The 15,294-nt window shown below is 60.2% G+C and carries 14 protein-coding genes; 11 read left to right on the forward strand and 3 right to left on the reverse strand.

Annotated features, from left to right (window positions below; translation table 11 throughout):
* Positions 1-66: 66 nt before the first annotated feature.
* The 10 genes from rimM to BUE38_RS08260 all read left to right on the forward strand — a co-directional run bounded on the left by rimM (position 67) and on the right by BUE38_RS08260 (position 9,814).
* Complete coding sequence (gene rimM / locus BUE38_RS08215) at positions 67-624, forward strand: ribosome maturation factor RimM (protein ID WP_073434535.1); 558 nt, start codon at positions 67-69, stop codon at positions 622-624.
* An 86-nt stretch (positions 625-710) separates the two neighbouring features.
* Complete coding sequence (trmD, locus tag BUE38_RS08220) at positions 711-1,505, forward strand: tRNA (guanosine(37)-N1)-methyltransferase TrmD (RefSeq protein WP_073434536.1); 795 nt, start codon at positions 711-713, stop codon at positions 1,503-1,505.
* A 141-nt stretch (positions 1,506-1,646) separates the two neighbouring features.
* Positions 1,647-2,003, forward strand: a complete 357-nt coding sequence (gene rplS / locus BUE38_RS08225; protein WP_073434537.1) for a 50S ribosomal protein L19 — start codon at positions 1,647-1,649, stop codon at positions 2,001-2,003.
* Positions 2,004-2,145: 142 nt separating this feature from the next.
* Positions 2,146-3,081 (forward strand): site-specific tyrosine recombinase XerD, encoded by a 936-nt coding sequence (gene xerD, locus BUE38_RS08230; protein ID WP_073434538.1) that lies wholly within the window; start codon positions 2,146-2,148, stop codon positions 3,079-3,081.
* Between the two features lie 2 nt (positions 3,082-3,083).
* On the forward strand, positions 3,084-3,821 hold the full coding sequence (locus tag BUE38_RS08235; RefSeq protein ID WP_073434539.1) for a DsbC family protein: 738 nt from the start codon (positions 3,084-3,086) through the stop codon (positions 3,819-3,821).
* Between the two features lie 129 nt (positions 3,822-3,950).
* Entirely contained in the window at positions 3,951-5,264 is a 1,314-nt protein-coding gene (locus BUE38_RS08240; RefSeq protein WP_073434540.1) for a homoserine dehydrogenase, read from the forward strand.
* 4 nt (positions 5,265-5,268) lie between these two features.
* Positions 5,269-6,660 carry a threonine synthase gene (gene thrC, locus BUE38_RS08245; RefSeq protein ID WP_073434541.1) on the forward strand — a complete coding sequence of 464 codons (1,392 nt, stop codon included), beginning with the start codon at positions 5,269-5,271 and terminating at the stop codon, positions 6,658-6,660.
* 91 nt (positions 6,661-6,751) lie between these two features.
* Entirely contained in the window at positions 6,752-7,369 is a 618-nt protein-coding gene (locus BUE38_RS08250) for a glutathione S-transferase family protein (protein WP_073434542.1), read from the forward strand.
* Positions 7,370-7,559: 190 nt separating this feature from the next.
* Positions 7,560-9,359 (forward strand): single-stranded-DNA-specific exonuclease RecJ, encoded by a 1,800-nt coding sequence (gene recJ / locus BUE38_RS08255; protein ID WP_073434543.1) that lies wholly within the window; start codon positions 7,560-7,562, stop codon positions 9,357-9,359.
* Positions 9,360-9,562: 203 nt separating this feature from the next.
* Positions 9,563-9,814, forward strand: coding sequence for a GlsB/YeaQ/YmgE family stress response membrane protein (locus BUE38_RS08260; protein ID WP_073434544.1), 252 nt, complete (start codon positions 9,563-9,565; stop codon positions 9,812-9,814).
* A 115-nt stretch (positions 9,815-9,929) separates the two neighbouring features.
* Here BUE38_RS08260 and BUE38_RS08265 read toward each other — a convergent pair whose 3' ends face one another.
* The 3 genes from BUE38_RS08265 to BUE38_RS08275 form a co-directional block, all read right to left on the reverse strand.
* Positions 9,930-10,346, reverse strand: coding sequence for a VOC family protein (locus BUE38_RS08265; RefSeq protein ID WP_073434545.1), 417 nt, complete (start codon positions 10,344-10,346; stop codon positions 9,930-9,932).
* A 128-nt stretch (positions 10,347-10,474) separates the two neighbouring features.
* Positions 10,475-13,051 (reverse strand): heavy metal translocating P-type ATPase, encoded by a 2,577-nt coding sequence (locus tag BUE38_RS08270; RefSeq protein WP_073434546.1) that lies wholly within the window; start codon positions 13,049-13,051, stop codon positions 10,475-10,477.
* Positions 13,048-13,479 (reverse strand): MerR family transcriptional regulator, encoded by a 432-nt coding sequence (locus BUE38_RS08275; RefSeq protein ID WP_073434547.1) that lies wholly within the window; start codon positions 13,477-13,479, stop codon positions 13,048-13,050. The genes BUE38_RS08270 and BUE38_RS08275 overlap by 4 nt, the downstream gene beginning before the upstream one ends.
* A 394-nt stretch (positions 13,480-13,873) precedes the next feature.
* Between BUE38_RS08275 and BUE38_RS08280 the strand changes: the two genes are divergently transcribed.
* On the forward strand, positions 13,874-15,205 hold the full coding sequence (locus BUE38_RS08280; RefSeq protein ID WP_307725390.1) for an OmpP1/FadL family transporter: 1,332 nt from the start codon (positions 13,874-13,876) through the stop codon (positions 15,203-15,205).
* The last annotated feature ends 89 nt before the right edge of the window (positions 15,206-15,294 follow it).

Below are 15,294 nucleotides of genomic sequence, written 5' to 3' on the forward strand. Positions count from 1 at the left end.
GCTCTTGAATCACTGGTATCGGTAACCGCAGTGAAAGACGTTTATCGGAGTAGCGTGGGGTCGCCAATGAGCCACAGCGCACAGCGCCAGCCGGCCGACGATCGCCAGAGCGACGACTTCGTCGTGTTGGGCAAACTGACCAGTCCTTACGGCATCAAGGGCTGGATGAAGGTGTATTCGTACACCTCACCCATACGTGGCATTCTCGATTATGCCGAGTGGGTGGTCCGTCACAACGGACAGCTTTCACGCTATCGTCTCAAGCAGGGGCGTCCTCAGGGACGCGGGCTGGTCGCCCAGCTCGAGGGTGTTGATTATCGTGATCAGGCCGAAGCTCTGGCCGGTGCGGAAATCCTCCTGCCCAAGCAGGAGCTGCCGAACCTGGACCACGGAGAATACTACTGGCACCAGTTGGAGGGCCTCAGGGTCGTGACACTGGACGCTGTTTCTCTGGGTACAGTGGCCTATCTGTTCGAGACAGGTGCCAATGATGTGATGGTCGTGAAGGGCGAAGGTGCCCCTGATGATCGTGAACGTCTGCTTCCCTGGCTGCCGGACGACGTCGTCAAACGCGTCGATCTCGAGGCAGGGGAGATAGTGGTCGACTGGGATCCCGAATTCTGACGATTGGTTCCAGGCTCTTGATGGGCCTGGCCAGAGGAAGAATCGGGCCATCGGAAGACCCTCGCAGTGTGGAAAGGACGAGTGCCGTGTGGATAGGAGTCGTATCACTGTTCCCCGAGATGTTCGAGGCGATCACTCGCCAGGGCGTCACCGGAAGAGCTGTTGAACGAGGCCAGTTGAGTCTGGAATTCTGGAACCCACGGGATTACGCCACTGACCGCCATCGCACCGTGGATGACCGCCCCTATGGCGGTGGCCCCGGCATGCTGATGAAGGTCGATACGCTGCGTAGCGCTATCCATGATGCCCGTGAGCGTGCCGTCGAGGCCACAGGTCAGCGGCCACGTGTGATCTACCTCTCGCCCCAGGGGCGGCGGCTGGATCAGCAGGGGGCTCAGGAACTGGCGTCAGGTCCACCCTTGATCGTGGTGGCCGGGCGCTACGAAGGCATCGATGAACGTGTGGTTGAAGCCGACATCGATGAAGAATGGTCCATCGGTGACTATGTGTTGAGTGGTGGTGAGCTGCCGGCCATGGTACTGATCGACACGGCGGCAAGGTTGGTACCCGGAGTATTGGGCCATCAGGATTCCGCCGTCGAGGACTCGTTCAACGACGGTCTGCTGGATTGTCCGCACTACACCCGTCCCGAGGAAATCGACGGACGTCGAGTGCCGGATGTCCTGCTCAGCGGGCACCACGGCGAGATTCGCCGTTGGCGGATGAAACAATCGCTGGGGCGTACCTGGTTGCGTCGGCCGGATCTGCTGGAGAATCGGGAGTTACTGCCCGAACAGCAGAGACTGCTGGATGAGTTCATCGACGAATACGCCGATACGGCGGAGGTGCAGGACGCACCAGTGAGACTTGACGATCAATAGATCGCTGCTCACTGGCCGGACCTGTGTCACCAACAGGCCCTGTACTCGTGCAGATAGACTCGTGCTGCGAGTGCCGGGATCACGATTCACCAACACCCATGATCGATTGGTGAGTCACAACATTTTCAGGAGTTTGATGACATGAGCAGCAAGAACAAGGTGATCCAGGCACTCGAAGCCGAGCAGATGAGCAAGCAGATGCCTGACTTTGCGCCGGGTGACACCATCGTCGTTCAGGTCAAGGTCAAGGAAGGTAACCGCGAGCGTCTGCAGGCCTTCGAAGGCGTTGTCATCGGCAAGCGTAACCGTGGTCTGAACTCCGCTTTCACCGTGCGCAAGATTTCCCACGGTGTTGGCGTCGAGCGTACCTTCCAGACCTACAGCCCGCTGGTTGACTCCATCAGCGTCAAGCGTCGCGGTGACGTGCGTCAGGCCAAGCTGTACTACCTCCGTGAGCGTAGCGGCAAGTCTGCACGCATCAAGGAAAAGCTGGCCTAAGGCGCAAGCCAGCCAGTATCGGTGGGAGCCTTGCGGCTCTCGCCAGCCTCGACACCCCGTCACCGCATCTGCGGGGCGGGGTGTCGTGGTATTTGGGCTACCCTGCCGGGATGATAATGGCGCTACTGACGGAATCGCCTGAATGAGCGAGCAGCCGGACTTGAGTCACACTCAGGGAAACAACAGCAACGCAGCCAGCGATCTGATCAACGCCTTTCTTGATGTCCTGTGGCTCGAACAGGGCGCCAGTGACAATACGCTGTCGGCCTATCGGCATGACCTTCAGGCCTGGGCGGCGCGCCTGGTGGAAGAGAATGGTGCTCTGCTCGATCCGGGCGAGACACTGCTGCCGATCTGGCTGGATGAGCGTCGCACTGCCGGTTACAAACTGCGCAGTAACGCGCGTCTGCTCGCCAGTCTCCGGCGTTTCTATCGTTGGGCGCTGGCCGAAGGTCAGATCGACCATGATCCTCTGGCCGGAGTGCGCCTGCCGAGAGTACGTCCGTCGCTGCCGAATACTCTCGAGGAAGACGAAGTCGAAAGATTGTTGGCCGCACCGGATCTCGAGACTCCACTGGGCCTGAGGGATCGCGCCATGCTGGAGGTGCTCTATGGCGCAGGGTTGCGTGTCAGTGAACTGGTCGGACTCACCGGTGATGCGGTCAATCTGCGCCAGGGGGTAGTGCGGGTCCGCGGCAAGGGTGGCAAGGAGCGTCTGGTGCCGCTTGGCGAAGAGGCAAGCTGGTGGTTGCAACGCTACCTGCGTGAAGGGCGCGGCGCCCTGATGAGCGACATCACTCGTCCGGCATTGTTTCCCGGGCGCGCCGATGCCAGCATGACGCGCCAGACGTTCTGGCATCGCATCAAGCATTACGCGAAAGTGGCCGGTATCGAGCGGCCATTGTCGCCGCATACGTTGCGGCATGCTTTTGCCACCCATTTATTGAATCATGGGGCCAACTTGAGGGTCGTACAGCTGTTGCTGGGACACTCCGACCTGTCCACCACCCAGATTTATACCCATGTAGCGCAGGCGCGTCTGGAAGCCCTGCATGCTGATCATCATCCTCGAGGTTGAACATGACCCGTACCCTGTCTGTCATCACGGCACTGACCCTGACTACTGGCCTGCTGGCTTCCAGCATGGCGATGGCCGATACGCCGGAAGCGCTCAATGAGCTTGAAGTCAATGGGCAGAAGATGCCGGTCAAGCAGGTGCTGGAAACGCCAATGGAAGGCATCTATGAGGTGCGGCTGGACACTGGCGAGAATTTCTACACCAATGCTGAAGGTAATCACTTCCTGATCGGTGACCTGTTCGAGAATACCGACGATGGCCTCGTCAATCTGAGCGAGCAGCGCCGCAATACAGAGCGTGCCGAGCGCATCGCAGCGATACCGGTCGACGAACAGATCGTGTACCGTGGTACCGCTGAGCCGAAGGCGACGATCACGGTGTTTACCGACACCACCTGCGGCTATTGCCGCAAGTTCCATGAAGAAGTTCCGCAGCTCAATGACATGGGCATCGAGGTGAATTACCTCGCTTTCCCGCGCGGCGGTATGCTGAGCGACGGCGCTCGCCGTCTCGAGCAGGTCTGGTGTACCGACAACCGGACAGAGGCGCTGACCGACGCCAAGCAGGATGAACTACCAGAGAGCCCTGCAAGCTGCGACAATCCGGTAGCTGAACAGTATCAATTGGGCCGCGAGCTTGGGGTGCAGGGAACCCCGGCCATTGTGCTGCCCGATGGCACCATGGTGCCGGGCTACGTGCCGGCGGACCGACTGGCCGCCATGCTTGGTATCGATGGTTGACAATGGAGGATCGGCTCACGGTCTTCCCCGCAGCATCTCCATAGAGGTGCCGCGATTAAAGAGAAGGGCTTCCATCGAGGGCCCTTCAACACACGCTGAGATACATATGCAATTCGAGGGAGAAAGACATTGAAACCGGTGAGAGTGGGAATCTGTGGCCTGGGCACCGTGGGCGGTGGAACCTTCAACGTTCTAACGCGCAACGCCGACGAGATTACGCGGCGTGCTGGTCGTCCGATTGTGATTGAGCAGGTTGCACATCGCAGCCTCAATCCGGCCTGCGATCTCACCGGCATTCGCACCACCAATGATGTTTTCGAGGTGGCGTCCAACCCCGATGTCGATGTGGTGGTCGAGCTGATCGGTGGCTATGACCTGGCTCGTGATCTGGTGCTCACCGCGATCGAAAACGGCAAACATGTGGTGACCGCCAACAAGGCGCTGATCGCGGTGCACGGCAACGAGATCTTCAAGGCGGCTCATCAGAAGGGCGTGATCGTGGCCTTCGAGGCCGCCGTTGCTGGCGGCATTCCGGTGATCAAGTCACTACGTGAGGGGTTGGGCGCCAACCGCATCAGTTGGGTGGCCGGCATCATCAACGGTACCGGCAATTACATCCTGACCCATATGCGTGACGAAGGCCGCGCTTTCGAAGATGTACTGGCCGAGGCCCAGGCACTGGGTTATGCCGAATCTGATCCGACATTCGATGTTGAAGGCATCGATGCAGCCCACAAGCTGACCATCCTTGCTTCGATTGCCTATGGCGTGCCGCTGCAATTCGACAAGGCCTATACCGAGGGCATCTCTCGGGTGACCGCCGAAGATGTGGAGCAAGCCGATAACCTCGGTTACATCATCAAGCATCTGGGCATCTCCAAGCGTACCGACAGCGGTCTGGAGCTGCGTGTCCATCCGACCCTGATTCCCAAGGAGCGCCTGCTGGCCAGCGTGCATGGCGTCAAGAACGCCATTGCGGTGATGGGCGATGCCGTGGGTCCGACGCTGTACTACGGCGCTGGTGCCGGTGCAGAGCCGACTGCCTCGGCGGTGGTGGCCGACCTGCTTGACGTGGCCCGCGATATCTCTACCGAGCATCGTTATCGCACGCCTTACCTGGCCTTCGGTGGCATCACCGAGAATGGTGAGTCGCTACCGATCATGCCCATGGAAGACATCATCACCGCGTACTACCTGCGCCTGCTGGCCGTGGACCGCCCCGGGGTGCTGGCTCGTGTTGCCTCGATCCTCTCCGAGGAGGGCATCTCCATCGAAGCGCTGATCCAGCAGGAAGCCACAGAAGGTGAGTTGGTGCCGATCATCCTGATGACCCACCGCACCCAGGAAAGGAACATGAACGAAGCGATTCGTCGCATTGAGTCGCTGGCGGACATCGCGGGATCCGTCACGCGTATTCGCGTCGAAAGCCTCGATGAGGAATAAGCCGATGCGCTATATCAGCACTCGCGGGCAGGCGCCCGCATTGTCCTTCGAGGACGTGGTTCTCACCGGCATGGCTTCCGATGGCGGCCTCTATGTGCCGGAGTCCTTCCCCAGCCTGTCCGCCGACGATCTGGCCGATATGGCCGGGCTGTCCTATGCCGAGATTGCCTTCCGGGTCATGAAGCCCTTCGTGGGCGGCGAGATCGACGACGATACCTTCCGTGGCCTGGTGCGCGATGCCTATGCCACCTTCAGCCACGATGCTGTCGTACCGCTCAATCAGCTCGATGCCAATCACTTCCTGCTCGAGCTGTTCCATGGCCCGACGCTGGCGTTCAAGGATGTCGCGCTGCAACTGCTGGGCCGCATACTCGATCATTTCCTCAGCAAGCGTGGCGAGCGAGCGGTGATCATGGGCGCCACCTCGGGCGATACCGGGTCGGCGGCCATCGAGGGTTGCCGCCATTGCGACAACCTCGATATCTTCATCCTCCACCCGCACAATCGGGTATCCGAGGTGCAGCGCCGTCAGATGACCACGGTACTGGCCGATAACGTGTTCAACATCGCCATCGAGGGCAATTTCGACGACGCTCAGGCGATGGTCAAGGCCAGCTTCGCCGATCAGAGCTTCCTGAATGGCACGCGTCTGGTGGCGGTCAACTCGATCAACTGGGCGCGCATCATGGCTCAGGTGGTCTACTACGTGGCTTCCGCTGTCGCCGTAGGTGCTCCCCACCGTGAAGTCAGTTTCTGTGTGCCTTCGGCCAACTTCGGTAATGTCTTTGCCGGCTATGTGGCCTGGCGCATGGGATTACCGGTCAAGCAGTTCATCATTGCCACCAACGCCAATGACATCCTGCACCGCACCCTCGCGGACAACGACTTCTCGAAGCGTGAGCTGCTGGCGACCCTGGCACCCTCCATGGACATTGTGGTGTCGTCCAACTTCGAACGCCTGCTGTTCGAGGCCTACGAGCGTGATGGTCAGGCGGTGAACGAGCTGCTGAGCCGCTTCCAGCAGGAGCCGGCAGTACTGGCGGACGCCCCGCTGGAGCGTCTGCGTGACAAGTTTGCCAGCCACAGCGTTGATGATGCCACCATCCTCGAAGTGATCCGTGAGGCGCATCATCGCACTCAGGAAATCCTCGACCCGCACACAGCGACCGGCTACCGTGCCGCGGAGCGCGAGCGCGTCGATGCGGCCACGCCGATGATCACCCTGGCCACTGCGCATCCGGCCAAGTTCGCCGAGGCAGTGGTCAAGGCGGGATTCCCAGGTGTGCCGTTGCCGCCGCATATGGATGACCTGCTCGAGAGGGAGGAGCGCTACAGCGTGCTGCCGGCCGAGTTGGATGCTGTGCAGTCCTTCGTCGCCAGCCATCGACGGAGCTGAGGCATTGTGTCGCCGCCGTGGTGAGGTCCACCATGGCGGCCCCGCTGATGGGTGTTGCGCTGGTTTTTTTGTTCATTGAGGAGAGTGTGCGATGCGTCTGTTGGGTCGGAGTAACTCTGTCAACGTCAAGAAGGTCATGTGGTGTGCTCATGAGCTGGATATCAGCCTCGAACGCGTGGACCTGGGCGGTCCCTTCGGTGGCGTCGATACCCCAGAGTTTCGCCAGCGCAATCCCAATGGGTTGATCCCGGTACTGGAAGATGGCGACCTGACGATCTGGGAGTCCAACGCCATCCTGCGCTACCTGTTGGCCACTCGTGGCCAGGGACGTCTTGGCAGTCACGATGCCACCAGCATGGCCCGCAGCGATATGTGGATGGACTGGGTTCTGTCGACCCTGTCGTTTCCCTTCCGTGAGCTGTTCCAGAACAAGGTGCGCAAGACCGAGGAGACTCGTGACCACGAAGCCATGGCCCGAGGCCTGGTGGCAAGTGGCGAGAAACTGGCCGTGGTCGATGCCGTTCTGGCACGTCAGGTCTGGCTGTCCGGCGAGGAATTCGGCATCGGCGACATCCCCATGGGCTGCTATGCCTACGGCTGGTTCAACATGGATATCGAGCGTCCCGAACTGCCGCATCTCCAGGCGTGGTATGAGCGGCTGACAGAGCGCGAAGGCTATCGCACCCACGTCATGTTGCCATTGACCTGACAATATTCAGCTACGAGCTACGAGCTACGAGCTACGAGCTACGAGCTACGAGCTACGAGCTACGAGCGGCTCTGTGGCGGCGTCGAGCTATAGTTCCCAGGCTCGTTATCGACACTGTCCCGACAATCCTGTTTTGGACAGCTCGAGGCTCGCACCTCGTTGCTCGTGGCTTATCTTCAAAGAGACCCCTATGTCATCTGTGCCGGATGTCGGTAGTGTGGCATCGCCACGCCCGCTGATTGTTTCCCGTTCCATTGATCAAGCGCTGTACCAGCGCGGCCTGGCTGCTGGGCTGTCGGAACTTCAGGCACGGATCCTGGCCGGACGCCTGGCGCAGTATGAGGGGGAGGTATCGGCGCTGGTCGATCCTGCACTGAAACACCTGGCCCACCCCGGATTGCTGGCCGATGGCCCGCGTGCTGCCGAACGTATCGCGCAGGCGGTGGCGGAAGGCGAGCACATCGGTATCCTCACCGACTACGATGTTGATGGCATCACTTCTCACGTGGTCATCCGTCGCACGCTGAATGAGTTGTTCGGCGTGCCGGAGCAGCGACTGCATAGCTTGATTGGTCACCGTATTCACGATGGTTATGGTATCAGTCTGCCGTTGGTCGAGCGGGCCCTGAAGCTGTCGCCACGCCCTAGCCTGGTGATTACTGCCGACTGCGGCTCCTCCGACGAGCCTCGTATTGCTCGATTGCGCGAAGCCGGGATTGATGTGGTGGTCAGTGACCACCATGCACTACCGGTTGAGGGGCCTCCTCCGTCGGCCTACGCTACCGTCAATCCCACTCGCAGTGACTGCGGCTATCCCGATGCCACTATCGCCGGCTGTATGGTAGCTTGGCTGCTCATGTCGCTGAGTCGCAGCACTCTGATCGAAATGGGCGTGCTACCGTCTTCGGTGCCCAAACTCTCGGCCTGGCTGTCCTATGTGGCGCTGGGGACGGTGGCGGACTGTGTATCGCTGGGCGGCAGCGCCATCAATCGTGCCGTGGTTCGACATGGTTTGAGCCTGATCAACCGGATGAACGAGCCCTGCTGGCGTGCCATGGCCGAGCGACTGGGCGAGGACAGTGTGCCCTTCAATGCCGAGACCCTCGGCTTCCAGATGGGGCCGCGCATCAATGCGCGCTCGCGTCTCGATGATCCCTATGCGGCACTGCACTTCATGTTGGCCGCCGATGACGCTGTTGCCCAGCGTCATCTTCAGGTGCTGGACGATGACAATCAGTCTCGCAAGGCGATCGAGGCCGACATGGCCGAACAGGCCAGGCTGTTGGCTGGTCAGTCGCTGGAAGCCAACGATCCGGTGATCATCGTCTTTCTCGAAGATGGCCACCCCGGTGTACAGGGCATCGTGGCTTCGCGTCTGGTGCAGTCCTATGGCCGACCTACGGTGGTTCTGACGCCGGCCGCGGAGGCCGGAATGCTCACCGGTTCCGGGCGCTCGATCGAGGCGCTGCACCTGCGTGACGCGTTGCAGCGTGCGTATGAACTGGCCCCGGACGCGTTGCCACGCTTCGGCGGTCATCGCGGCGCTGCTGGGGTGGGGGTGCCTCGGGAGCGGCTGGAAGAGTTTCGTCGGGCACTGATCCAGGCCGCCGGTGAACAACTGGCAGGAGTGGAACTGGTTCCGAGGTTGTACACCGACGGAGAACTCAATGGCCATCAACTGCAACTCGCCACCCTCGACGAAATCGACAGCCTGGGCCCCTACGGACGCGAGTTCGATGCTCCGCTGTTTGCCGGGCAGTTTCTGGTCGAGCGCGTACGTCCGGTCGGCGATGGTAGCCATCTGATGATGGAGCTGTCGCTGCAGCGGCAGAGCTGGAAAGCCATCTGGTTCCGTGCCATCAAACCCGGCGATATTCCGCCCTTCAGCGAGGGCCACCAGCTGCAATGTGCCTACAAGCTCAATCGCAACCGCTATCGTGGCCGCGAATCCCTGCAACTGATGATCGAATATGCCGAGGTGGTGGGGTAGGGCAGCAAGCCAGAAAAGGCATGCTGTAGCGGCTCGGAGGAAGTGCTCCATGCCCGAATGTGCAAATGCAGGCAGATGCGGACCAGGAATTTGCCCACTGCCTCCATCACTGTTTTCATACGAAACGGCGCCATATGATGTGCTAATGTGATACGGGACAGTCAGTCAACTGCTGATCAATGCGACATCAAGGAGGAAGAAGTATGGGCATTTTCTCGTGGATTATTCTGGGGCTTATTGCCGGTATCCTGGCCAAGTGGATCATGCCGGGCAAGGATCCGGGCGGTTTCATCATCACCATCCTGATCGGTATCGCGGGTGCCTTTGTCGGCGGTTTCCTCGGCTCACTGGTGGGTATCGGTGGCCCGGTCTCCGGAATCAGTATCGGCAGTATCATTACTGCGGTGATCGGTGCACTGGTGCTGCTGTTCATCTACCGCAAGGTCAAGGGTTGAGCGCCACTCCTTGACGATAATGGCGGGAACCACAACGGGCAGCCTACGCTGCCCGTTGTCGAGTCAGGTTGATGCGGGCTTGCTCCACTCGATCCTGATCGACTCGGCTGGAGTGTCAATAGTTGGGCCAGATGCCGGGAGTGGCCAGCTCCAATAGATGGCCATCCGGGTCACGCAGATACAGGCTTTCTCCACCTTTCGACCAGTGGGTACGTCCCTCGATCTTCACACCATGGGCATCCAGCCTGCGCTCCCATTCCCCCAGGCTGTCGCGGTCGATGGCAAAGGCCATGTGCACCGGACCCTTGCCATCATGTGGTGGAATGCTGCCGCGGTTGTCGGGAAGCTGTACGGTCGACAGCGTTCCCCCCTCCATGAACAGCAGCAGCACGCTGGGGCCGACAGCGTAGGCCGTCATTCGGTGATCCGCCGTCGATGGTCTCAGCTCCAGTACTTCCTCGAAGAAGGCCCGAGCTCGGGCCATGTCCCGGACGTAGAGGGCGGTTTCGAGGACAGCATTGAGATGTGGCATTGTCGGACTCCCTGCACCGATATACTTCCAGCATAGCCTTGCATGACGGGGACAGGCGGCTCAGCCCATCCAGAACCACCAGATGATCAGCCCGATCAGGGCAAAACCCACTAGAGTCACCAGAATGCTCATGCGTTGGCCTCCCCTGTTGATGAGATTTTCGACGAGGTTGATGTTGGCGACTGCGATACCTTGAACAGTCTCAGCCGGTTGGCGTTGCTGACCACGGTGATCGAAGACAGTGACATGGCCGCTCCGGCGATTACCGGCGACAGCAGGGTGCCTGTCAGTGGGTAGAGCACCCCCGCCGCGATGGGAATACACAGGGTGTTGTAGCCCAGAGCGCCCCACAGGTTCTGCTTTATGTTGCCGAGGGTGGCGCGGCTGATCTCGATAGCGTCGACGATGCCGTGCAGCGAAGAGCGCATCAGTGTGACTCCAGCGCTCTCGATGGCCACATCTGTGCCCTGGCCCATGGCGAAGCCGACATCGGCCTGAGCCAGTGCAGGGGCATCATTGATCCCATCGCCGACCATGCCGACGACCTCCCCCTGACGCTGCAGACGTTCGATCTCGGCATGCTTGTCCTCAGGAGTCAGCTCGGCACGCACTTCATCGATACCGGCCTGGCTGGCGATGGCGTTGGCGGTGGCTGTGTTGTCACCGGTGAGCATGACCACCTTGAGTCCATCCCGGCGCAGACGAGCAATGGCTTCGATGCTGTCGTGGCGCAGCGGGTCCTCGATGGCAAAACTCGCCGCCAGTTGACCGTCGACGGCAAGGTAGACCACCGTACGTGCCTGGCTTGTCCAACTCTCGCGTTCATCGCCCAGTGCATCAAGACTGGCGCCGATATCCTCAAGCAGTGCGGCGTTGCCGATTGCCAGTTCTCGGCCCTGGGCATCCCGGGCACGTACTCCACGCCCGGTGACACTAGTGAAGTCGGTGATCTCCACCGCACTCAGATCGTCACCCAGCTGACTCTCGATATGCTGAGTCAGTGCAATGGCCAGCGGATGTTCGGAACGGCTTTCGAGGGCATGCGTCAGATTCAGCAGATCCGAGGTGTTCTCGCCGAGCAGTCGTTGATCGTTGACCTGTGGCTTGCCCTCGGTCACCGTGCCGGTCTTGTCGACCACCAGAGTGGTCAGGTGGCTGGCGGTCTGCAGGGCGTCACCGGAGCGGATCAACACGCCATGTTCGGCGGCCTTGCCGACACCGATCATGGTCGACAGCGGTGTTGCCAGACCCAGCGCACAGGGGCAGGCGATGATCAGTACGGTGGTTGCCGTGACCAGCATATGGATGACTCGCGGCTCCGGGCCGAAGTGGAACCAGGCCAGAGCGGTGAGGACGGCGATGATCATCACGCTGGGTACGAAGACCGAGGAGATGCGGTCGGCCATGTTGCCGATTGGCGGTTTCGAGCCCTGGGCATTGGCAACCTGCTCGGTGATGCGCCCCAGGCGAGTGTCGGCCCCGACACGTGTGGCGCGATACAGTAGCGAGCCACGTCCATTGACGGTACCGGCACTGACATCGTCACCGGGTTCCCGAGAGACAGCCAGCGGCTCACCGGTGAGCATCGACTCATCAATATAGCTCTGGCCTTCGACCACTTCGCCGTCCACCGGCAGTCGCTCGCCGGGCCGTACGCGGATCAGGTCGCCACTCTGTACCTCATCGATGGCCACGTCCTGCTCGCGGCCATCGCGCACCACGCGTGCCGTACTGCTCTGCAGGTCGAGCAGGCGATGCAGAGCGTCCGAAGTGCGGCCGCGGGCGCGCAGCTCCAACGCGTTGCCCAGCAATACCAGGCCGATGATCATCGCGGCTGCCTCGAAATACAGGCCACGTGCGGCTTCCGGTAGCCAGGGCGCGGCCAGCACCACCACCATGGAGTACAGCCAGGCACTGCCGGTACCGATGGCAATCAGGGTATCCATATTGGCCTGGCGATGCCGCCCGGCCTTCCAGGCATTGACGAAGAAATGGCGACCCGGGCCAAGCAGGATCGCAAGAGTCGCCAGCCCCACCAGCCCCCATCCAAGGCGAGCTATACCCACTGGTTGCGGGTGGTGGATAAACATCATCACCATTAACGGAACGGCTAGAGTCAGCGCTATCAGGCTGCCTTTCAGCTTACGCCGATATTCACGGCGACTGGATTCAGCACGACGGCGCTCGGCCTCGCGCAGATCGACAATCGGCTCTGCGCCGTAACCAACCCCTTCCACTGCCGAAATCAGTGCATCGCTGGTTGCCTCGCCACGTACCCGGGCGGTGTTGGAAGCGAAATTGACCTCGGCATCCACCACGCCTGGTACCTGGCGCAGAGCCTTCTGCACGCTCGCCACACAACTGGCGCAGGTCATGCCCTGAATGGCCAGCCGTTGGGAAGGCAGATTGTCGGCCTGGTTAGAGGGGGTGTCCTCGGCATCCGCATTGGCCGGGAGCTGGTCCTCGGGGGTGGTGATATCGCAGGCATCGGCGGAAGTGGTTTCGCCGGGATAGCCTGCCGCGCGCAGAATCTCATCTACCTCATCCGCCACCAGACGGGATTCCACAGACAGGCGCTGGGTCGAGGGTTCGCCTTCCACCCGGGCTTCACCGTCGTGTTGCTGGATCGCTTCACGCATGCGCTTGACGCATCCCTGGCAGGTCATGGCCGGGATATACCGAGTCAGTGGCTGTTGTGCGTTCATGCATCCTCCTCGGCATGGGCCTCGTTGGTAGGGACACTCTCGATCAAGCGACACAGGCTATGCCCGTCCGGGACACCATCCGGCATCTCCTGCCAGGACTCCATGGCTTGTTCCATGCGTGAAGCCAGCTCCTCCAGCTCACGGATGCGCTGACGAATCTGGGGCAGACGTGCGGCGAGCAGATCACGGACCATGGGGCAGGGAGAGTCTCCGTGGTCGGCATGATCGAGGATCTCGCCGATCTCACCGAGGCTGAAGCCTAGATGACGGGCGCGCTGGATGAAGTCCAGCCTCTCTAGATCTCGGGCGGAATAGATGTGATAGCCATTGTCGGGATCACGTTCCGGAGCCAGTAACCCCTCACGGGTGTAGTGGCGTACCGTCTCGGCGGTGACTTCGGCCGCTCGGGCCAGTTCGCTGACTTTCATTTGAACTCCTGCGTTTGAACCCATGACGGGCGGGCCGCCGTTGGCAGCAGTTGTGCTCGATCATCAGGGCATGGGGTTTCGATCTGCTGCTAGTGTAAAACCTTTGTGTAACACAATGGTCAAGCGCTGGAATCGGCACAGAACTGTTTTCGAGCGGAAAAATCAACTCATTGAAATATAAGAATTCATTATTACTCTGTGACCAAAGTATGAGCCGATTCGCTATTCAAACGAACGTTTGGCCTTGAACTTTTCGGAACTATCGCAAACACTGCGATCAAGTCCTTGCGTTGGAAAATGCTCCTGGTACCAGCATCAATATTGCAGTGTTTTCAGCGCATAAGGGTTGACCAACCATAATGACTGGCTAGCTTGCTGATTACAGGATGCCGAGATGATGATGCATAACAAGTTCAAACCTTTGACTCTCGCGGCCGCTGTTGCTGCCGCTACCGTTTCCGGTCAGGCCATGGCAGGCGCTTTCCAGCTCAATGAGCAGAGTGTCAGTGCTCAGGGGACCTCCTTTGCGGGGCGTGCCTCGACGGTCAATGACGCTTCCATCGTCTATGGCAACCCGGCGGGCATGTCCTTCCTGAGCGGCGCCCAGGTGACCGGCGGTACGACCTATCTGATGCCGAGCTCGGATATCAGTAATGCCTCCGGCAGTGCAGCCGGCACCAACGATGGTGATATGGTGCCGGACAAGGCAATTCCCTTTGCCTACTATGTGCAACCGATCAATGACAACCTGCATTTCGGCCTGGGCGTCTATGCTCCGTTCGGTCTGGTAACCGACTATGACAATGACTTCCAGGGCCGTTATTTCGGTGACTACAGCGACGTCAAGGTCGCCACGATTCAACCGACCATCTCGGTGAAATTCAGCGAGCAGTTCTCCGCCGGTTTCGGTGTGACCTATAACCGTATCGAAGGCAAGCTGGGTGCGCGTACACCGGGCGGCCCGGTAGGTTATTACGACTCTACCGGCGCCTTTACTCCGACCGGAGTTGAAGGAGACGGTCGAGTTGTTGTCGAGGGTGATGATGAAGCCTGGGGCTTTACCTGGGGTATGATGTACAAGCCCTGGCAGAGCACTACCTTCGGTCTGGCCTATCACTCCGAGGTGGATTATGACCTCGAAGGCGATGCCAATTTCGAGAATGTGCGGGGACAGGGTGATCCGGTCAACCATCCGATACTTGGTCCGATCGTTCCGGTTGGTGCAGCTTCAGCCAAGAGTGATGCCAACCTGGGCATTAGCCTGCCGGCGACCTGGGACCTTTCGGTGACCCACGAGCTCGACGATCAGTGGACTCTGATGGGCGGTGTGAGCCTGGTGCAATGGGGTAGCTTCGACAAGCTGGTCGTCGAGAATGATGTCAGGGAAATTGTCGAGGAACAGAACTACGAGAACAGCATGCAGTATGCCCTGGGTGCCAGCTATCAGCTGAATGACCAGTGGGTGTTCCGTAGTGGTGTGGCCTATGATGAATCACCGATCAGTGACGAGCATCGCACCGTCCGCGTGCCGTCCGGTGACCGCATGATCTATTCCGTCGGTGCCGGCTGGACGCCAGTACAGAACCTGACAGTGGATGTGGCCTACACCTACCTGGATGAAGACACCGCCAGCCTGTCCGAGGAAGATCCGGAACGCGGTATCTATGAGGCGGACTACGACAACTCCGCTCATGGTTTCGGTGCTCAGGTGACCTATCGCTTCTGATCGTTACTGTCAGTAGTATCTGCCACGTGACAACGGCGCCCACCTGGGGCGCCGTTGTTGTTTCCATGAGACAGGACTGGGTGGTTATC

This window comes from Halomonas cupida (assembly GCF_900142755.1).
Lineage (GTDB): Bacteria > Pseudomonadota > Gammaproteobacteria > Pseudomonadales > Halomonadaceae > Halomonas > Halomonas cupida.